The organism is Bifidobacterium sp. ESL0732 (assembly GCF_029395535.1).
GTDB lineage: Bacteria > Actinomycetota > Actinomycetes > Actinomycetales > Bifidobacteriaceae > Bifidobacterium.
In genome coordinates, this window is the sequence record NZ_CP113920.1 from 1,227,506 (window position 1) to 1,247,727 (window position 20,222).

A 20,222-nucleotide genomic window follows, 5' to 3' on the forward strand; every position below is an offset into this window, starting at 1 on the left:
CAGAAAGCCCCGTAAAAACCTCGAATCAGACCTCCATGATTTCCTTTTCCTTGGCGTCGAGGAGCTGGTCAATGGTTTCAGTGGTCTCTTTGGTGACTTTGTCGAGGTCTTTCTGCAGACGGTCGCCTTGATCCTCGCCCATGTCGCCATCCTTGACGGATTTGTCGATGGTTTCCTTGGCCTTGCGGCGGATATTGCGCACTGCGACCTTGCCGTCCTCGGCCTTGCCCTTGGCCAGCTTGACGTATTCCTTGCGGCGGTCCTCGGTCAGTTCCGGCATGGTCAGGTGAATGACGTTGCCGTCGCGGCGGGTGCTGCCGCCGAGATCGGAGTCACGGATGGCCTTTTCGACCGCGTTGGCCTGCGATCCGTCAAACGGGGTGATGGAAAGCGTGCGGGGTTCGGGCACGCCAATGGAGGCAACGGCTTTGATCGGTGTTGGGGCGCCGTAATAGTCGACAACCAAGCCGTTCAAGAGTGCTGGGTTAGCGCGACCGGTACGGATGCCGGAGAAGTTCTCCTTGGTAGCCTCCACGGACTTCTTCATTTGTTCCTTGGCTTGTTCTACAGGGTTTGCCATGTTGTTCTCCTTTTGCGGCCCGTGATACGAGCCTTTGGTTTTACGTTCTCAGTTGGTTGATTATTGGTCGGTTGATACATCTCAGGAAAGATGATGGTCACTTATCATTGGGTAATTTCTGATTCCAGATTGGACACAAGCGTACCGATCGGTTCACCTATGAGGGCCTTGGTGACATTGCCAGGCTCTTCCAAGCCGAACACACGGATATGCTGGTCGTTTTCGCGGGCCATGGAAAGCGCAGCGGCATCCATGACCGCAAGGTTGTCGACCAGTGCACGCTGATAGCTCAAAGTCTTGAAGCGCTTGGCGCCCGAGTCCTTACGCGGATCTGCAGTGTAGATACCGTCCACACCATTCTTGCCCATGAGAACCGCATCGCAGTGGATTTCCAAGGAACGTTGGATGGAGACTGTATCCGTCGAGAAGTATGGCATACCTGCACCAGCACCGAAAATCACCACACGTCCTTTTTCGAGATGACGGATGGCCTTCAAGGGAATATAAGGTTCAGCGACTTGGCCCATGGTAATGGCGGTTTGCACGCGCGTGGCCTGTTCTTCCTGTTCAAGAAAGTCCTGCAAGGCGAGGCAGTTCATGACGGTGCCGAGCATACCCATATAGTCACCGCGGCTGCGCTCGATGCCGGCCTGCTGGAGTTCAGCGCCTCGGAAGAAGTTTCCGCCACCGACAACGATAGCGACTTCGACACCCTGCTCGACGGCTGTATGAATTTCCTGGGCGATGCGGCGGATAACCGCTGTATCGATGCCGATATGGCCACCTCCAAAGGCCTCCCCCGAAAGTTTCAGCAATACTCGTCTGGCTGTATCTTCCTTGCCATCTTTAGTCATCAGAGGCCTCTCTATCCTTGTACGGCGGCATATTACTGACTAATAGGTTATCTGTTCACAACGACAGCAAGTTGCCTGTAGATCTGCTTATCGGCCAATTCTCATTATCGAAACAGTCGTCATTGACTTGTTCTGTAATCAGTCGTCAGATTTATATAAAAGAAATGGCTTATCAGATAAGTTATGCGTTACAAAAAGAGCGCCTATATATATAAAATGTGGGTTGATATCCGAAGACACCAACCCATTTTTATTTCATGTCAAAAAACTATGAAAACGAAAATCACTTCTCGTCGCCCTTGCCGACCTCAATGCGGGCGAAGGCGAGCAGCTTGCCACCGGCCTGCTTGAAGAGGTCGCCGACGGACTTGGAGGTGTCCTTGACGTATTCCTGCTCGAGCAACACGTTGTCTTTGTAGAAGGCGTTCATACGGCCTTCCACGATCTTGGGAATGATCTTCTCAGGCTTGCCTTCAGTCTGGGACTTCTCGGTAGCTACTCGACGCTCAGAGGCCACCACATCTTCCGGCACATCCTCGCGGGTGAGCCACTTCGCGCCCATCGCAGAAATCTGCAACGCCGCCTCGTGGGCGACAGAGGCACCCTTTTCATCGGTGGCGACAATGGCGACGATGCTCGGCGGCATCTCCGCGGACTTCTTGTGCGCGTAAATCTCGACCTTCGGGCCTTCGATCTTGGCTACCTGACCGACCTTGACGTGCTCGCCGAAGAGCGCCGCGGCTTCTTCCACGCTCTCCTTGACGGTGCCATCGGCGGACGGAGCTGCGAGAACCTCATCAGCGGTGGATGCGCCGGCCTTGATGGCGTCATCGAGCACGCCATCGGCGAAAGCTACGAATTTCGGGGTCTTGGCCACGAAGTCAGTTTCGGAATTGAGTTCGACGGCATAGCCGGCCTGGCCATTGGCGGTATCGACCGCACGGGAGGCGATGGTGCCTTCCTGGGCGGTACGGCCTTCACGCTTGCCCGCGGCCTGGATGCCCTTGGCGCGGATGATTTCCTTGGCGCGTGCCACGTCGCCTTCGGCTTCGGTGAGCGCCTTTTTGACGTCCATCATGCCGGCTCCGGTGTCGTCGCGCACTTGCTTGATCAAAGCTGCTGTAACTGCTGCCATTGATATCTCCTTGTAAAAAACTATTGAATATGTGTTGAATGCCCCAAAGGCGGTGCGGAGACCCGGAAGTTTCCGACACCGCCTTTGTATGCAATGTCGGTCAGGCCTTGGCCTCTTCGACCTTAGTCTCCTCGGACTTGGCCTCGGCAGGGCTGGTCTCGGCGGTGGCCGTCGCAGTTTCCGCAGGCTTTTCTTCCTTGTCCTTGAGCAAGTCCTTCTCCCAAGCGGCCATCGGCTGCTCGGACTTGTCTTCGGTCTTCTCGGCCTTGCCGCTGCGCTCGAGCAGGCCGTCGGCGACGGCGTCGGCCATGAGGCTGGTCAGCAGCTCGATGCCGCGGATGGCGTCATCGTTGGCCGGAATCGGATAATCCACGAGGTCGGGATCGGTGTTGGTGTCGACGATAGCGACGACCGGGATGCTCAGCTTGTGGGCTTCCTCGACGGCCAGCGCTTCTTTGTTGATGTCGACAACGAACATGGCCGAAGGCGTGCGGGTCATGTTGCGGATGCCGCCAAGCTGCTTCTCGAGCTTGTTCTTCTCGCGCTGCAGGAGCAGGAGTTCCTTCTTGGTCAGGCCGGAGCCGTGAACGTCGGTGAAGTCCATCTCTTCCAGCTCCTTCAGGCGCGCGACTCGCTTGGAGACGGTCTGGAAGTTGGTGAGCATACCGCCGAGCCAACGCTCAGAAACGTAAGGCATGTTGACGCGGGTGGCCTGGGTAGCGATGGCTTCCTGGGCCTGTTTCTTCGTTCCGACGAAGAGAACGGTGCCGTTGTGGGCGACGGTCTGCTTGATGAAATCGTAGGCCTTGTCGATCAGGTCGAGCGACTTGAAGAGATTGATGATATGGATCCCGTTACGCTCCATCAAGATGTACTGCTTCATCTTGGGGTTCCAGCGACGGGTCTGATGGCCGAAGTGCAGTCCTGCCTTCAGCATTTCGCTCATAGTGATCTGAGCCATGATAATGCTACCTTTCAGTCGGTTATTGCCTGGCCATGCGGGCCTGCGTGCAACGGTTCCGCTTTGAAAGCGAGGCCATCGACCGACACAGTCCGTCACGTGCATAGCGCGAATTCGTGCGTTTGATTGACAATATTTATTGGATTCCTAGGCAACGTGACCGCTTCGGAACCCGATTAACACACTGTTCTTTAAAATAGCACAAACTTGGTATAAAAGGCCACTATTCGATATCCGCGTAATGACGGCTGTGTTTTGTCTTCGAAACCTAGAAATGGGAAATACTTACCAAGCTAATGGAGTGATAAAAAATGTTCGGATACCGACTTCATCGACATCCGAACAATCTCAGAACCTAGGCTCAATTGAGCTATTTGATTCAGCGGCCTTCACGCATGCGGCGCATGGCCTCACGGCGTTCTTCCTTCTCCAGACGGTCGAGATAGATATGGCCGTCGAGATGATCCGTCTCGTGCTGAAGCATACGACCCATAATGCCGGTGCCTTCTACGACGATGGTCTTGCCGTCCAGGTCAATACCGCGAACACGGGCATAATCCGCACGCCTGGTCTTGTACCAGAGCTTGGGCACCGAAAGGCAGCCTTCATCGCCATATTGCTCTCCTCTGGTCTCTTCGATGACCGGGTTGAGGACGTAACCGAGTTTGCCGTCTATATTGTAGGAGAAGGCGCGCAAGCTGATGCCAATCTGGTTGGCTGAAAGTCCTGCGCGACCCGGATCGTCGACCGTATCCAACAAATCCTGCACCATGTTACGAACGGCGGCGGTAATCTCACGAATCGGTTCACATGGGGTTCTCAACACCGGATCGGGTACGACCCTTATTTCTCGTAACGCCAAAACACTACTCCTCTTGATGCTTTCAACGACTGCTTATTTTTCGGTTTTCGAGTCACTTTCTTGCTTTTCGGACTTCGGGGCTTCCTTCCAGGGGTCGTCATCCGCGTGCTCCGTCTCATGTTCTGCAAGACGTGCCCCGACATTCTGCTTGGCCTGCTCATAGGCCTCACGAACCTTAGGCGTCATGGCATCGGTGGCCTGGCGCACAGATTCGGCGGTCTTGTCGATGAATCCTGCAGCGGCCGACGGGGCCGGCTTAACTCGCGTCTTAGGAGTATAGACCTGCGTATTGATGAGGTCGGCATAGTGCTTCAAAACCTCACCGCGAACGACCTTCATGCTCGGGGTGAGCATCCCGTTTTCTTGGGTGAACTGATCAGGCACAATGACGAACTTACGTACGGATTCCGCGCGTGAAACCGAACTGTTCGCCTGATCGATGTATTGCTGGACGCAAGCACGGACGGCATCGTTCTTGCAAATCTCTGCCATTGGCATGTTTTCATCCATACCGTTGTTGGCCAGCCAGGAACGCACCATTTCAGGGTCGAGCTCGATAAGGGCCGCGATAAAGGGTCGGCCATCGCCGATGACCACGGCATGGGAGACGATGGGACAAGTTCCGATGGTGTCTTCCATCGGAGCCGGACTCACGTTCTTGCCGCCCGCAGTGATGATGATGTCCTTCTTACGGCCTGTGATGTAGACAAAACCGTCGTCGTCAATCTGGGCGATGTCGCCGGAATGTACCCAACCGCCGGGTTCCTTGGCTTCTGCCGTGAGTTCAGGCTGCTTGTAGTAGCCCAGGAAGACATCTTCGCCGTTAATCAAAAGCTCGTCGTCATCAGCCAGTTTGACCGCGATGCCTGTGCCCGGACGACCGACGGCACCTACCTTGTTGAAGTCCTGGAAGCTGACGATACAAGGCGCGGCGGTTTCGGTCATTCCATAACCTTGGATGAAGGTGATGCCGTCCATGCCATTGAAGAAGTGCGCAAGATCTGCGTTCATCGGAGCGCCACCGCAGGCCACGTACTTAAGATTCGGCCCCAAAGCGCTGCGCACCGAGGCACCGACGGTCTTCATATAGAACTTGTGCTTCAAGCGTTCGGAGAGGCTGTGGCCACGACCTTCCTGCTGATCCTTGGACCACTTCACGAAATGATCGAAGGCCATGTTAAAGACTCGACCTTGCAACCCGGCTCCGGCCTTCTGCGAAGCGGCGTTGTAGACCTTTTCAAACACACGAGGGACACCGAGTAGATAAGTCGGCTTGAACGTGCGCAAATCGGTCAGCAAATGCTTGGCACTCGGCGTGTAGCCGACGACGCCTTTGGCGCCGATGGCTACATACTGGATGTAACGGGCAAAGCAATGGGCCAACGGAAGGAAAAGCAGCAGTCGGCTCGGTTGGTAAAGCATATCGTCAAGCACGGCCCAACCGATGAAAACGGTCGAAACAAAATTGCGGTGCGAGAGCATCACGCCTTTAGGCGCTCCAGTTGATCCAGATGTATACACGATGGTCAACATGTCGTCGGCACGCACACGTGAAATAGCTTCATCGAGCTTTTCATCGCTCACCGAAGTGCCAAAATCCGAGACGGCTTCGAGACCGTCTTCCTGCAGGTTGAACACATACTTGAGACCATCACGGTCGCGACGGAATTCCTCAAGTGTTTGTGTGTGTTCGGCATCCCCGCCAAAAGCGACGATAGGGTCGACATCGTCGACAATACCTTTGGCCTGCTTGGGTGAATCCGTTTCATAAATCGGTACGCTTACCGCACCGATGGCGGCGCAGGCGAAATCGACCACTCCCCATTCGTAGCTGGTGGCCGCATAGATGACAACCATGCTTCCCGCCTTGGTTCCCAGACCGATAAGTCCCTTGGCGACCTTGCGTACTCGGGCAAGCATTTCACCGGCTGTAACGGTGTGCCATTGCTGGGTATCTTCATCGAGCCATTCGGCTATGGCTCCGTCCGGATCTTTTCCGGCTCTATTGGACAACAGGGAATAAATGGTGTCCTTGTCCGTAGTTTTGGTGACAGGATCCAAATAGAATTCTCGCAACATAGGTCTAACTATACGCAACCGTAACCCCAATGCTACGATAGCGTAGCTTTTACTATGTTCAAATATCCGCTTACGGCAGACTCAGCCTAGGTCGGCTGTGGTGCAAATCCAACGTGAACCGCTGCGTCTGAATACCAGCGTGACCCAATAAGTTGATTTTCCGACTGCGAGGCTTACCACCACCTCTATGGTATTTGGACTGACCAATGTCGTGTATACCAGCATCGGCACGGCGGGAAGATAACACAACTTGGCTTTAAGCTCCTGATGAGTGCGCAGATGATTCTCCAAAAGATATGACAATGTTTCCAAACGTTGAATACAAGGGCCGCTCAGGGTACGTTGAAGACTTTGCGGAGGCGTCCGTCCGCGAACAACATCCAAGCTCATGCAAGCCAATCTGCAGCAGGCGAGACTGAACTTCTGGCATTCGGCTTCACTCAGTGCTCCGGGATAGCATCGTGAAATATGATACGGAACCGGCCGGTTCGACAATTCGATACGGATAGACCCGTCATAGGTTGGCAATCCTGCACGTTGCGTTATCATCATCGGTTGCGTCTGTGCCTGTGTCTGTACTGTCATCATTGAGCCTTCTCTTCGTGGTTTACGCCTATCTCAAGAGCAACAGATATCTACGACGATGTCAAGATGAAAGGGGCTATTAGGATAAAAATCAAGATTATTGCAGATTTTTCTTGAAAACCTTGAATTTTATATGATGATAAAACGCACAAACGAATGGCGATGAAACAAAACAGGCTACCTGATCACGCAGGTAACCTGTTTACGATATGAGTCGATTGTTGAACTAGTCAGCCTAGATGCGAGAGCGTGACCGCAACGTCGCAGTGCTGGAAGTTCTTGAGGTCGACATAACCGGTGGAAGCCATCGCACGGCGCAGCGCGCCAATGAAGTTCACCGTTCCGTCAGCATTATGACTTGGCCCGAAAAGAATCTGCTCCAACGGGGCCACCGTACCTACTTTGGTGCGCCTGCCACGTGGAAGTGAAGGATGACGGGCCTCAGCACCCCAGTGCGTGCCCTTGCCAGGAGCCTCGTTGGCGCGGGCAAGAGGAGCTCCGAGCATGACGGCGTCGGCGCCCATCGCCAAAGCCTTCACGAACGAACCTGAAGTGCCCATGCCGCCGTCAGCAATAATCTGGACGTAACGGCCGCCAGATTCATCCATATAGTCACGACGAGCTTCTGCCACATCGGCGATGGCCGTTGCCATAGGCGCGTGGACGCCGATGGTGGCACGGGTAGCGGAAACCGCACCGCCGCCGAAGCCGATGAGAACGCCTGCGGCACCGGTACGCATCAGGTGAAGGGCGGCGGTGTAGCTGGCCGCTCCCCCGACGATGACCGGAACGTCAAGGTCATAGATGAATTTCTTCAGGTTCAGTGGCTCATGGCTTTGCGAAACATGCTCGGCGGAAACTGCGGTGCCGCGAATGACGAAGAGATCAACACCTGCATCAACGACCGTCGAATAGAATTCCTGCGTGCGCTGGGGCGAAAGCGCGCCGGCGACCGTGACGCCGGCATCACGAATTTCATGCAGACGGCGGGTAATCAATTCCGGCTTGATTGGTTCCGCATAGATTTCCTGCAGACGCGCAGTGGCACTGCTCTCATCAAGCTGGCTGATCTCGTCGAGCAGTGGCTGCGGGTCATCATAACGAGTCCACACTCCTTCAAGGTCGAGCACACCAAGCGCGCCGAGTTTGCCCATGGCAATCGCCGTCGCGGGGCTGGTCACCGAATCCATCGGAGCCGAAAGCACCGGAACATCGAACTGATAGGCGTCAATCTGCCAAGCAGTCGACACGTCCTTCGGATCGCGAGTCCTGCGGGAAGGGACGATGGCGATATCGTCCAAGGAATAGGCCAGACGGCCCTTTTTGCCCAAACCGATTTCAATTTCCTGAGTCATGGTTTCAAGATTACTTCCCATACGTGACGAGCCAAGTGAATCCCGACCCCACAGAAAACAGCGTCTCGCCAGTCAGTCACAGCAACACCAATGACATATTTCGGCGTGATAATGACAATATATTCTCGTTTGCAAAGAAAGGACAAGCATGGAAAAAATCAAGGTCAAAGGGACGATAGCCGAACTTGATGGCGACGAGATGACGAGGGTGATATGGAAGGATATTAAGAATCGCCTTATCCTGCCCTACCTCGACATCAATCTTGACTACTACGACCTCGGCATCGAAAACCGCGACGCGACCGATGACCAGGTGACCATCGACGCAGCCAACGCCATCAAGAAGCACCATGTCGGCGTCAAATGCGCGACTATCACCCCCGACGAGGCTCGTGTCAAGGAATTCAACTTGAAGAAAATGTGGAAGTCGCCGAACGGGACAATCCGTAATATTCTCGGCGGCACGATCTTCCGCGAGCCCATCGTCATCTCTAATATTCCGCGACTGGTTCCTGGTTGGAAGAAGCCTATTGTTGTGGCCAGGCACGCGTTCGGCGACCAGTATAAGGCAACTGATTTCAAAGTCGGCAAGCCGGGACGCCTCACCGTCACCTTCACACCTGCTGATGGCAGCGAACCCATCGAGCATGTGGTCTATGACTACCCTGGTGCCGGCGTGGCCCAAGTGCAATACAATCTTGATGATTCCATCCGCGGCTTTGCCCGAGCTTGCTTCAACTACGGACTCATGCGCCACTATCCGGTGTATCTTTCCACCAAGAACACGATCCTCAAGGCTTACGACGGCGAATTCAAGGACATCTTTGCCGAGATCTATGAGACCGAATACAAGGACCGTTTCGAGGCCGAGGGACTCACCTACGAACACCGTCTCATCGATGATATGGTGGCCAGCACGATGAAATGGCACGGCGGCTATATCTGGGCCTGCAAGAACTATGATGGTGACGTTCAATCCGATTCCGTGGCGCAGGGCTTCGGCTCATTGGGACTGATGACTTCCGTGCTGATGACGCCTGACGGTAAGACCGTGGAAGCTGAGGCCGCTCATGGCACGGTGACCCGACACTATCGTCGCTGGCTCAAAGGCGAGAAGACTTCGACCAACCCCATTGCCTCTATCTATGCATGGACCGGCGGGCTCAAGCAGCGTGCCAAGCTTGATGAAACTCCTGAAGTCGAAAAGTTCGCAGAAACCTTGGAGCAGGTCATCATCAATACCGTAGAAAGCGGGAAGATGACCAAGGATCTGGCCATGCTCATCGGCCCCGATCAGCCTTGGCTTGATACCGAGGGTTTCATGGACGCTTTGGATGAAGGGCTGAAAAAAGAACTCAGTCAATCTCGTTAGCCGTTAGTAAAAGGTTTGATTCAGCGCCGTTGCACAATAATCGTAAGTATTCAGTTGCAGCGACGCTTTCATATTGCCCCCAGACTAATATCGGTCTTGGTTGATTCGAAACGTATAAAAATAAAGAAGGATGACTCATGACGACGCGCGGCAAGCACTCCTTGGCACGCTTCCTGGCTCTTGCCACGGCTGCGGTCCTGACGATGACGTCGGCAGCTTGCGGCACGGGACAGCAAGATGCGGAAACCACCTCAATCGATACCGATAAGGTTTCTCTAAGTTCGGCAGCTGCTAAAAGCAATGTCATGATTTTCACCCCTTCCGACGGTATCTCCGTTTCGTCTCACACGCCTCTGAACAAATGGGCCAAGTTCGTCCCGGCGATTACGAAATCGCTGACCGATGCAGGCTTCCAATCCAAAAACATCAAGGTCAAGACTGACGGCAACCTCACCAAGCAAAGCAATGATGTGCAAGACTATGTGGTCAACCAGCTTTCCACCGCCAACGATCAAACTAACCGACACACGACACTGATTGTCGCACCGGCCACCTCTGCAAACAAAGGCAACGAGCAATACGGTGATTACGTCACCAATCCGGTCGACGCACCTTTTTATGACACGGAAAAACCCACGACTGCGGCCAACGCTAATACAAACACAGGCGATTCGGGGTCGACGGCATCTTCAGGTAAATCGTCTCAAACGCAAAATGGAAATGACAAAGACAACGACGAGATCACGGCCGGCAAACGTTTGGCAAAAACCTTGAAACTAGCAAAGAAGGCAGGAGCGCACACTGTCATCCTCGCGAACCCTTTGGCCGGATTCACTCCGGACCTTTTTATAAACATGTCAACTCCACGTCAGATTGGTGCGTTACAAGCTGAACAGCTTGTTTCGAAGCTCGCTTTGGAAAAAACGACCAAGATGCATCCCAAATCCATTGAGGTGATGATTCCTGTCGGTGAAGATAACGATTCGGCTCTCAGCACGACTGAAGCATTCGCCGAGGAAGCTTTTTCCGGGATATGGAGTGTTCTGGAGCCCTATTTCAAAGATGGCCGAGCCATCAGCCCTTCAAAGAAATTGAACTCTACCAGTTCCGAAAAAGATTGGGAATCGGTTTCATTCAAAGCCTCCAAAACAGCGGAAATCAAAAACGAACTGAATAGCCGGCTGGCCGGTTCTTCCAAAGATGGCAAGCCACTTCACGTCGACGGAATTCTCTCAATGAATGATTTCGTTTCATCGGCTGTGGTCGATGAACTGACCAGTCTCAAATACACTGGCACCGCCGCCGACATCAACCCCGAAATCGAGGTGTCCGGAATAGTGGGGACACTTACCGGCAAACACAACCTTGATAAGCAGGCACCGCCAAAGCCTAAAAGCAGCAGCCAAAGTACTGAGGAAACCGACCCGCAAACACAAACCAACAACGACGGTGACATGGCTTGGCCGATAGTCACTGGCTATGGCGCTTATACCGACATGATGCCCGAGATGGTCAATGGCAAGCAATGGATGACAGGTATGGAAAACATCGAGACCCTTTCCCGAGACATAGCCGGCGCAACCGCCGCCATCGAAGCCGGAAAAAATGTGACCGAGCTTTCCTACGTGAAGGCTGCAACGATCAACGGTTCAAAAATGAACACGATCCACGAAAAGCCGATGGCCATCAGTGCCAGCAATCTCAAGCATCTGCTTATCGAACCTGGATATATTTCGCTGGCTGATGCAGGACTGTAAGGCGAGATTGCTGCCCTGCGAGCCTTTATAAGGCATTACGTGCAACTTTGGCTACTCCGTTGTAAGTATTATCTGTGATTAAATGACAACCAAGCTTGTCAAAAATCAGCGAAAGCTTTACTGTAAAGATTATTTGAGTCATTGATGGCTAAGCGGGCATCGCCATGACTCAGTAGACCAAATTCACTGAAAAAGATTATGGCGAAACCGGCTTCAGGACTATCTTCCGTTTTGCAGCTAGTTGCTGCGGATCGCGGTATTCCTTTTTGCTTTTCTTCACTCCCCAATGCACGCAGATTCCGGTGCAGTGATCCGAAACACCGGTGACCGTACCGATGGGTAACCCTTTGACTACCGGTGTTCCTATGGGCAAAAGTGTCTGCGCCGGTTCGAAAGTCAACGTAAGACCTTTATGACGGATGCTTACCACCGATTTTCCTGCGACTACGCCGGAAAAACTGATGAAACCGCTCGCTGGTGCGAGCAAGGGCGTATTTTCGACTGCCGCGAGATCGACACCGCGATGGCCTGGTCCCCAAGCATTTTTGGGTGCTTTGAAACGTCTGATTAGCACATGCGGCAGCACCGGCCATCTCATATCAGCCTTGCAGCCTTTCCCACTATGAACCGGAGGGTCTGGGGAATCAATCGGCTCAATGACACCCAGTGAAGAGGTGCGAAACGGCTTCGAGGATTCATAAACCTCGCCCAGGCCCAGATTCGCATCTAACGATTCATCAAGCGTCTTGTTAGTTGCGGCCAATGCCTCATGACTTCCAGCGGACAAACCTACAAACAATACAGCGAATACGGCAAGAATCGTGATCAGTCCCCAAACCAAGCCAGCAATTCTTTGTCTGTGCTGTTCTCTTTCGATTCTCAGCCGTTCACGTTTACGTCGTTGCTTTTCCCTAGCATCCAACATTACCGTTCCTCCTTTCAATTGATGATTTCGTTTCAAATCGTTCCCGCTCTTCCCACTATGCCTCCTATCGGCAAAATAGCGGGTTGAAAACGAGTGCTGTGGTCGAATGACCCCGGTTATCCACATCGTCCGGGCGTGTCGCAAAAGTTATGCACCACTGCCGAGGCTCAAGAGTATAAAAGACATAACTGCAAGAAAGGAACTCTCGAAGGATGACTGTTGAAAGAAAGCAATCAGATGTCGAAATGAAAAAAGCAGCCGCTGGATCTGTGGCTAAGCCTGAAGGTCTGCAACGTTGCTGGCCTGAATCATATCTGGGTCTGAGCCATGACATGCTTGTTTACCACGACACCGAATGGGGCACGCCCTGCTATGATTCACAGGCCTTGTTTGAACGGCTTGCACTGGAGGCCATGCAGGCCGGGCTTTCGTGGAACACCATCATCAACAAACGCAAGGCCATTGACTCGGCCTTCCATGATTTCGATATCGAACGCGTCGCCCGGATGAGTGACGAAATACCCGTGCTGATGAAGAACAAAGCCATTATCCGCAACAAAAGAAAAATCGAAGCCACCATTCATAATGCACAGGTCGTACTGGACTTGGGAATGCCCTTCGCCGATTATATCTGGAGTTTTGCCCCCGACGGCCCTCGCGTGAACAGGCCGAAAAGTCGCGAGGAAGTTCCTGCCGTCACACAGGAATCAATCGATATGAGCAAGGCCATGAAAATAGCAGGCTTCAAATTCGTCGGCCCGACGACCATGTATGCCTATATGCAGTCGATGGGTATGGTCAACGACCATCTGCAAGGTTGCTTCAGGTGCCCGGAAATCACTGACCGCACAAACCTTGACGCAGCATGATGCCATAAGCCTCGCGGCCACCCCCCTCGCCCGGGGTCAGATGTGTACCATCATCGTAGAAATATTCGGGATGAGCGTTACTTAACGAATACCAGTCCAGCAGGCCGACATTCTTATGTTTGGCGACTACCGAACGCAGAATACGATTGTTGGAATCTTGCCAGTCTGTAGGCGAACGGACGGTGGTGAGATACAGTGGCTCGTTACCTACCGCCCCTATCAGATCCTCCACCTGCTGTTCGTCAGCGATTCTGTCGTTGGTCCCTAGGGCCATGATAACCACGCTTCCGGCCTGACCTTGCGTCTGATGCTGGCGATAGAGGTCGGCACCCGTGCCGAAATGACGGCCAACCATATTGTCCTGAACGCTTGCCGGAATGTGCTCCTGGACGAAATCGTGTGCACCCATCTCGACAGAATCGCTGATAATCAGAGGATTCGCGCTGCACGAACCGGTCGCGGCGTCATATGTCCAACCTTTAGTGCTGAGATTTTTCGGCACTTTTGCGGCTTTCGGTACCAGACGCGGCGGCAGATTACGTGAAGGCTTGGGCACCGCCGAGCGACGCAGCGTCAAAAGGTCACGTTTGATCGGCGTGGCTATGCCAAGGCTGCGCCCGATGGAAAGGTATTCTTCGCGCAGGGCATCCGAACGTTGTGCGGCAATCCTATTGAAGTCGACAGGAAGGGCCGTACACAGCACCACTGCCACTACACCCAAAAGAGCAAGGATTTTGGTGATCAGACGCATTTCGCGAAATGGCGTCTTCCCCTCGGGCACGGCTTTGCGCACGGCCTCCGCCATCTGATAAAAACCTTCGCAGACCGCCCAAAGTATGAGGAACTGGACGATCCATTCCCACCAACGTAGAGGCTGTGTGCGAATGGCAGGGTTCATGAATTCGAGCAGTGGGTAATGAACTAGATAAATCGAGAATGAACGAGAACCAATATAACGAAACACCCTCGATCCCAGCAGAGAACGGCAAAGGTTGCCCGGAACGAGAACAACGGCGATGAGCAACGCGGCGATTAACGCGACAGCCTGGAAACCCCCACGATAGAGTATCACGTCGTTGCCCTGGGAAATGCAAAACAGGATGATCAGAGCAAAGAGAAGGCAGAATCCAGCAGATGCCAAGAGAAGATTAACTTGAGACGACCTGGGTTCGCTATTCGTCACTTGATCATTTTCAACTTTTTCATTGCTTTTGTTACGTTCATCGCGCTTTGCTTTCACTCTTTCAACCATGAACGCAAGCAAGGCACCAATCATCAGTTCCGAAAAACGGGTGTCAAGCCCGTAGTAGACACGGGATACATCGGCTCCCGGAATATAAAGCGTCACCATCAGGGCGGTGGATGCGACGGCGATCACCAAGGTCACCAGGAATCTGGTACGTAACCTCAAGTTGAGGCGATGCATAAGCCAAAGCAACGACACCCAGAGCAGATAGAACTGCATCGTAACGGCCAAAAACCACAGATGTGTAAGCGGTGATGGAAGCCCCGCAGCGGCGAAATACGAGACCTTACGGAAGATATAGCCCCAGTTGCTGATATAAAGCGCGCTGGGCCATGCATCAAGATGCAGTTTCGGGAGCATTCCTGGCGACAGGAAATAGGCAGTCGGCACGACCAGCGCAATCAGAGACAGCAATGGGAAGGTCAGACGTTTGATTTTGCGCCAAAGATAGCTCGCGTAGTGAAAACCCCGTTTGCTCGCCATTCGTCTTTCGACGCTGCCGGTAATCAGGAAACCCGAGATCACAAAAAAAATCGTGACGCCTAGGAATCCGCCGCTCAATAGGGATGGGCGGATGTGATAGGCAACCACTCCGATGATTGCCAGCGCACGTAGACCATCGATGGCGTTGTTGCGATCTGATCCAGAGACCGGAAAAGAACCAGACGGACTTGAGGTTCCGGGTGTATTAGAAGAATCAGAGGGACGGAAGAGAGAAAAAAGTCGGGCAGAAGCCGAGGAATTGGAAGAACCAGAGGCATCCATTCCAGCCGCATTTGAGCTATTCCCGGTGCGTGGCAACATCAACCTCTTTTTCGCCTCTTATGAATCCGTGACCATTCCCAGCGCGGGTCACAAGGCAGTACATTAACAAAGGGCATAGATGCTTTGACATGATTGACACGCCGTTATTCTTCGCATTGGCAAGAAGACGTTGAGAAACTCTTCTGCTTTTCATGACCTCGATGTCATGTGCGAATTAATTCGTTTATTGTTTATTACGAAAAATTCCCGGAACCAAACGATTCCGAGAATTTCATTCCGCTCCCGCAGCTGGGCTTGAACCAGCGACATTCTGATTAACAGTCAGACGCTCTGCCAACTGAGCTATGCGGGAATGTCCCGTACGGGGCTCGAAGCACCGCACAAGAAATATATCTTATACAAGAATCGTCATCGCGCAACCCCAATGGCGTGTCGCTAGAGATTTGCGGAGTGTCTCGATTCAGGTAAGCGGCTCATACGCTGATGACGTTGATGGGCATCGCGGAGTCGATGGGAAAATCCGGAGACGACGGGCGTACGCCGGCTTCGACCAGATTTACGCCCAGCATCGCCACCATCGCGCCGTTGTCGGTGCACAGCTTGATCTGCGGGATGCGGACCTCGACACCATGTTCTTTACCGACTTCGAGCAGCTTGGCGCGCAGCTGGGAGTTGGCAGAGAAGCCACCGCCCACGATTAGGGTCTTAGAATCGTATTCCTCGCAGCCATGCATGGCCTTGTTCGCCAGCACCGTGGCGACAGAATCGGCGAGCGAAGCGCAGACATCATCCACAGGAATCTCCTTGCCCGCCGCCTGCTGAGCCTCGACCCAGCGGGCAACAGCCGTCTTGACACCCGAGAAGCTGAAGTCGTATGGATGATCTTTGCCGGCCTTACCCTTGGTGAGCCCTTGCGGCACTTTGATGGCATGTGGATCTCCATGCTGGCCGTGTTTGTCGATGTGAGGACCACCCGGATAGGGGAAGCCCAACAAGCGCGCAACCTTGTCGAAGCACTCCCCTGCGGCATCGTCAAGCGTCGTACCGACGACATCCACTTGACGGGCGACATCCTCGACGTGCAATAGCGACGTGTGACCACCAGAGACGATGAGGGCCAGCGTATCCTTCGGGAACGGGCCGAACTGCAGCTGGGTGACGGCAATGTGGCCGATGACATGGTTGATGCCGTAAATCGGCTTATTTGCAGCCCATGCCAGCGCCTTCGCACCAGAAACCCCGACGGCGAGGCACCCGGCCAAGCCAGGGCCGGCCGAAACCGCAACAGCATCGACATCGGAGAGTTCCATATTCGCATCGGCAAGCGCTTTCGAAACCACGGGCACAAACGCCTCTGCGTGGGCACGGGAAGCTATTTCAGGGATGACACCGCCATAACGTGCGTGCTCCTCCATCGAGGAGGCCACGACGTTGGAGACGAGCGTACGCCCGCGAACGATGGCCGCCGCGGTCTCGTCGCAGGTCGATTCGATGCCCAGTACTGTCGGTTCGCTCATTGCTGTCGCTCCATATTCTGTTTCTCGCTGCTAAAACCCATGATATGCGGCTCAAGGTCCAACGCCATTTCAACGGCATCGACGTCTTCAGGCTGGTAATAATGCCGCAAGAGGCCGATTCCCTGGAATCCGCTGCTATGATAAAGATGTTTTGCCGGCTCGTTGTCGACGCGGACTTCCAGCTTGATGCGACGGACATCATGATGATGTGCGTATCCGATCAGACTGTCGAGAAGGTTTTTGGCAATGCCATTTCGCTGGAACCTTTTCACTACGCCAATAGTAGTGATTTCAGCTTGACTTTCGGCGTGCCACATGCCGGCGTATCCGCGCATAATCGTAAATGCGCCTGGTTGCTGTTTCTTTTGATAGATACCACATTGATTATCTTTAGCTATATCGGTTGAATGTTTGTCTTTAGTAATGTCAGCATTACAACCGGCATTCGTAACTTGGACAACATCGGCAAGATAGATTCTGGAAGCGTCCGTGACTTCGTGACACAACGTCTGCAAATCCCAAGCCTGCGCGCCGAAGAGCTCTGTTTCAAGCCTGGCTGCAGCCTTCAATGCCCATTGCTGGTCAAGTTCACCGAATTCTACAATCATCTGGCGTCAGGCCTTTGTGGCTCCGGCATGGTTCAGCACATGCTTCAACGGATTAGGCACGGAAACGTCCGGACGCCGCAGATAAAGCGGTTCCACCGGCCTTATCTCATTTTCTCTGCCGTTCTCGAATTTAGCGTTGGTTGTGCTTGAATCGTTGAAGTCAATACCATTATTGGTCTTCGCACATCCAGCAAAAACCTGCAGGCCCGCGGCTCCGGCATCCAATACAGAGTGGTCGATGACACAACCGAGCATGTCGCCGAACCCCTGCCAGACATCCGCATATTTTGAAGCACCGTGACCGACGATATCGATGCGATAGTCGCTTTGTACAGGATTTTTCACAAGTAGCTTTTGGATGGACTGATTGATTCGCTCGACGATATGCTGGGGATAATCGATATCCATATTGACTATCGGGACGACAAACGACTTCGCATTTTCAGCGGCGGATTTTTTACTCACATCGTTCTCGCCCAAAGTTTCCTTGTCGTCGGCATACAACGCAAAGTAAAGCTGACGCCGACGCGCGTCATTGACGGCCAATGTCAAATGTTGACGGGATTCAGCGTTTGACGTTTCCTCGATTCCCTTGAGGAAATCACAACCTGCAAGTCTTGAATCTTCCTGACGTTTGAGCTTCATCATCCAAGCCTGCGGTTCAAGGATGTCCTGGCCAAGCAGTTGAGCGCCAGTGGCATATGAAATGGCCTTTGCCGCCACCACGCCGGCACGAAGACCAGTGAACGGAGCCGGCCCAATACCGACGACGATGCGGCCAAGGTCCTGCGGCGTGAGTCCGGCCTGACCCACGGCCTTGCCGATATTGACCTGCAGCTTTTCGACATGGGTGCGCGAATCGGTTTCAATAATGGGTTCGTGGTCCAAAACCCCGACCGTCGAACCAAACGAGGTGTCGATGACCAACGTGTTCGTCATATTTGCTGCTCCTACCACTTCACGCTGCCCAGCCGGTGATTATTCGATTGCCGGACATCAAGATTCATGCCGTTGTTACTGTACAACGCTGACATAACCGACAAACTCAGCAGGCCTGGGGAGACACTTGCGAAACGTTGATGCTCATCTCCATAAAACCAGTAAACGAATTTGCCAGCTTTCGATTATTCCATCGAATTCAATCTGCTGGTAAAATCCTTCCAACGTTTTCCGACGGGAACGAATGTCACCGTGCGCATACCGTCACTTGTCAGTTCCGCATTCGGATTTTCTGCTTCGGCTGCAAGCGTTGCCTTGTCGATTGGACGGTCGATATGGACTTCGAGACGAACTTCGGCGAACGCAGAAGCCATCTGCTCGCCCCATTCCATCAGAATCACCGTATGCTCGCCCGGGTCCTCGAGCTCCTCATCAAGCCCCAGCGATTCCAACTCATCAAGCAGCCTGTCGACCGTGTCTTGCCCGGGCGCGAAATCGTTGCCGCCAAGCCGGTAGGCATCGACATGGACCAGATGTGCGGGCGTTCCGTCCGTGAATTTGCCCTCAAGTTCCCGGGCAATGGTAAAAGTCGGAGAAACGATGGGTTCGTCAATATGAAGCCCCGCTCCGAAACCTTGCGCAAACGTCGTCTTACCTGCACCTAACGGGCCTGAAAGCAACAAGACGTCACCGCCACAAACGCAAGCAGCTACTTTCGCGCCAAGCTGTTGCATATCTTCACCGGTAGGTACTTCAACCGTATATGATAATTCATCGCTCATACGTTCATACGTCCTTTTCGGCTGATCAGTTCAATGGAACGTTCCAGCGCATACATCGGGTCTCCCCCATTGGTCTTGTTCTGTTCGTCGGCACATGCAAGCGTCTGGATGCATCTGGAAAGCCCATCGGACGTCCAACCGCTCAACTGCCTTGTAGCGTTACGCAACACCCAAGGGTTGGTTTTCGCCTCAGCTTGGGAAATGCTGCCGGAACGCACCGCCGAAGCTTTGGCCAACGTCCGTAGTTTCATCGCCAGAGCACCCACCAATGCGATAGGGTCGGTGCCCTGGGCCACGGCAGCTCTCATGTCAATGATGGCTTTGGCATCGTTGCAGGCAAGCGCCGCATCGGCAACAGCGAATCCGGTCACCTCTGCGTTGCCGGTCAGATATTGATTCACCAGATCAAGACCGATTGGATCATCGTCGAAATCAAAGCAGAGCTGTTCGCACATGGCTGCGAGTTCCCCGGTCTTATCCCCCAGCACGGCCACCAGCTGCTGAACCGCGGCTGGATCGACACGGCGCTTGCGGCGTTCAAAACATTGGATAACAAAGTTCAGTTTGGCATCGGCTCGTTTGAGGTCAGGAATGGATTTTTTCTCGGCTCCCGCTTTGGCAAGGCGATCGATGACTTTTTTGCCCTTCTGACCTCCGTCGTGTTGGGCGATGACTGTGCCCGTTTCGGCAGTTGGATCCTTGGTCGTAGAAGCACAATAGCTCACCATCGTATCGACCAGAGCGTCCTCGGCATTCTGAATATGCCGGATGATTACGATGGAACTGGTGCTTAACAGGGACGGACTTACAGCCTCGTCGAAGTCGTATTGGCTCACCTCACCTGCGTCGAGTTCGATGATCTCCGCTTCCGGATCATTCCTTGCGGCCTCATCACGGCAATCACGTACCTGCTGCTCGTTGAGGAATTCGTCACCGCCAATGACCAGAACGAACCGAGTCCGCTGTTTCCTTGATTTTGCAGCCATCACATTCCTCGATTCATCGTTTCTTTGAAAGCAACCGTAACTGGT

Annotated in this window: 18 protein-coding genes and 1 tRNA gene; 3 read left to right on the forward strand and 16 right to left on the reverse strand. The window is 53.5% G+C overall.

Annotation, left to right across the window (positions count from 1 at the left end):
* Positions 1 to 25: 25 nt before the first annotated feature.
* From frr to OZX70_RS04815, 8 genes are all read right to left on the reverse strand, one after another.
* On the reverse strand, positions 26 to 580 hold the full coding sequence (gene frr, locus OZX70_RS04780; protein ID WP_277179447.1) for a ribosome recycling factor: 555 nt from the start codon (positions 578 to 580) through the stop codon (positions 26 to 28).
* Positions 581 to 684: 104 nt separating this feature from the next.
* Positions 685 to 1,434: a UMP kinase gene (gene pyrH, locus OZX70_RS04785; RefSeq protein WP_277179449.1), complete on the reverse strand. Its 750-nt coding sequence runs from the start codon at positions 1,432 to 1,434 to the stop codon at positions 685 to 687.
* 283 nt (positions 1,435 to 1,717) lie between these two features.
* Complete coding sequence (tsf, locus tag OZX70_RS04790) at positions 1,718 to 2,569, reverse strand: translation elongation factor Ts (RefSeq protein ID WP_277179453.1); 852 nt, start codon at positions 2,567 to 2,569, stop codon at positions 1,718 to 1,720.
* A gap of 100 nt (positions 2,570 to 2,669) precedes the next feature.
* Complete coding sequence (gene rpsB, locus OZX70_RS04795) at positions 2,670 to 3,530, reverse strand: 30S ribosomal protein S2 (protein ID WP_277179455.1); 861 nt, start codon at positions 3,528 to 3,530, stop codon at positions 2,670 to 2,672.
* Positions 3,531 to 3,909: 379 nt separating this feature from the next.
* A complete protein-coding gene (gene def / locus OZX70_RS04800) occupies positions 3,910 to 4,392 on the reverse strand; it encodes a peptide deformylase (protein WP_277179457.1) in 483 nt (160 codons plus the stop codon).
* A 33-nt stretch (positions 4,393 to 4,425) separates the two neighbouring features.
* Positions 4,426 to 6,471: an AMP-dependent synthetase/ligase gene (locus OZX70_RS04805; RefSeq protein ID WP_277179459.1), complete on the reverse strand. Its 2,046-nt coding sequence runs from the start codon at positions 6,469 to 6,471 to the stop codon at positions 4,426 to 4,428.
* Positions 6,472 to 6,552: 81 nt separating this feature from the next.
* Positions 6,553 to 7,059 (reverse strand): Rv3235 family protein, encoded by a 507-nt coding sequence (locus OZX70_RS04810; RefSeq protein ID WP_277179461.1) that lies wholly within the window; start codon positions 7,057 to 7,059, stop codon positions 6,553 to 6,555.
* Positions 7,060 to 7,286: 227 nt separating this feature from the next.
* A complete protein-coding gene (locus tag OZX70_RS04815) occupies positions 7,287 to 8,411 on the reverse strand; it encodes a GuaB3 family IMP dehydrogenase-related protein (protein ID WP_277179463.1) in 1,125 nt (374 codons plus the stop codon).
* Positions 8,412 to 8,559: 148 nt separating this feature from the next.
* Between OZX70_RS04815 and OZX70_RS04820 the strand changes: the two genes are divergently transcribed.
* Together OZX70_RS04820 and OZX70_RS04825 are read left to right on the forward strand one after the other, a co-directional pair.
* Positions 8,560 to 9,783 (forward strand): NADP-dependent isocitrate dehydrogenase, encoded by a 1,224-nt coding sequence (locus tag OZX70_RS04820; RefSeq protein ID WP_277179465.1) that lies wholly within the window; start codon positions 8,560 to 8,562, stop codon positions 9,781 to 9,783.
* A gap of 137 nt (positions 9,784 to 9,920) precedes the next feature.
* Entirely contained in the window at positions 9,921 to 11,540 is a 1,620-nt protein-coding gene (locus tag OZX70_RS04825) for a hypothetical protein (RefSeq protein WP_277179467.1), read from the forward strand.
* Positions 11,541 to 11,736: 196 nt separating this feature from the next.
* Here OZX70_RS04825 and OZX70_RS04830 read toward each other — a convergent pair whose 3' ends face one another.
* Positions 11,737 to 12,465 (reverse strand): peptidoglycan DD-metalloendopeptidase family protein, encoded by a 729-nt coding sequence (locus OZX70_RS04830; RefSeq protein ID WP_277179469.1) that lies wholly within the window; start codon positions 12,463 to 12,465, stop codon positions 11,737 to 11,739.
* A gap of 212 nt (positions 12,466 to 12,677) precedes the next feature.
* Between OZX70_RS04830 and OZX70_RS04835 the strand changes: the two genes are divergently transcribed.
* Positions 12,678 to 13,334: a DNA-3-methyladenine glycosylase I gene (locus OZX70_RS04835; RefSeq protein WP_277179471.1), complete on the forward strand. Its 657-nt coding sequence runs from the start codon at positions 12,678 to 12,680 to the stop codon at positions 13,332 to 13,334.
* Here OZX70_RS04835 and OZX70_RS04840 read toward each other — a convergent pair.
* The 7 genes from OZX70_RS04840 to holA form a co-directional block, all read right to left on the reverse strand.
* The gene (locus tag OZX70_RS04840; RefSeq protein WP_277179473.1) at positions 13,303 to 15,345 is read right to left on the reverse strand and encodes an acyltransferase family protein; all 2,043 of its coding nucleotides are present in this window, start codon (positions 15,343 to 15,345) and stop codon (positions 13,303 to 13,305) included. The two genes, OZX70_RS04835 and OZX70_RS04840, sit on opposite strands and share 32 nt — an antisense overlap.
* Positions 15,346 to 15,624: 279 nt before the next feature.
* A tRNA-Asn gene (locus OZX70_RS04845) sits at positions 15,625 to 15,697 on the reverse strand.
* A gap of 121 nt (positions 15,698 to 15,818) precedes the next feature.
* Positions 15,819 to 16,862, reverse strand: coding sequence for a tRNA (adenosine(37)-N6)-threonylcarbamoyltransferase complex transferase subunit TsaD (tsaD, locus tag OZX70_RS04850; RefSeq protein WP_277179475.1), 1,044 nt, complete (start codon positions 16,860 to 16,862; stop codon positions 15,819 to 15,821).
* Positions 16,859 to 17,470 carry a GNAT family N-acetyltransferase gene (locus OZX70_RS04855; protein ID WP_277179477.1) on the reverse strand — a complete coding sequence of 204 codons (612 nt, stop codon included), beginning with the start codon at positions 17,468 to 17,470 and terminating at the stop codon, positions 16,859 to 16,861. The genes tsaD and OZX70_RS04855 overlap by 4 nt, the downstream gene beginning before the upstream one ends.
* 6 nt (positions 17,471 to 17,476) lie before the next feature.
* Entirely contained in the window at positions 17,477 to 18,409 is a 933-nt protein-coding gene (gene tsaB, locus OZX70_RS04860; protein ID WP_277179479.1) for a tRNA (adenosine(37)-N6)-threonylcarbamoyltransferase complex dimerization subunit type 1 TsaB, read from the reverse strand.
* Positions 18,410 to 18,594: 185 nt separating this feature from the next.
* Positions 18,595 to 19,191, reverse strand: a complete 597-nt coding sequence (tsaE, locus tag OZX70_RS04865) for a tRNA (adenosine(37)-N6)-threonylcarbamoyltransferase complex ATPase subunit type 1 TsaE (protein ID WP_277179481.1) — start codon at positions 19,189 to 19,191, stop codon at positions 18,595 to 18,597.
* Positions 19,188 to 20,177: a DNA polymerase III subunit delta gene (gene holA, locus OZX70_RS04870; protein WP_277179484.1), complete on the reverse strand. Its 990-nt coding sequence runs from the start codon at positions 20,175 to 20,177 to the stop codon at positions 19,188 to 19,190. The genes tsaE and holA overlap by 4 nt, the downstream gene beginning before the upstream one ends.
* Positions 20,178 to 20,222 lie beyond the last annotated feature (45 nt).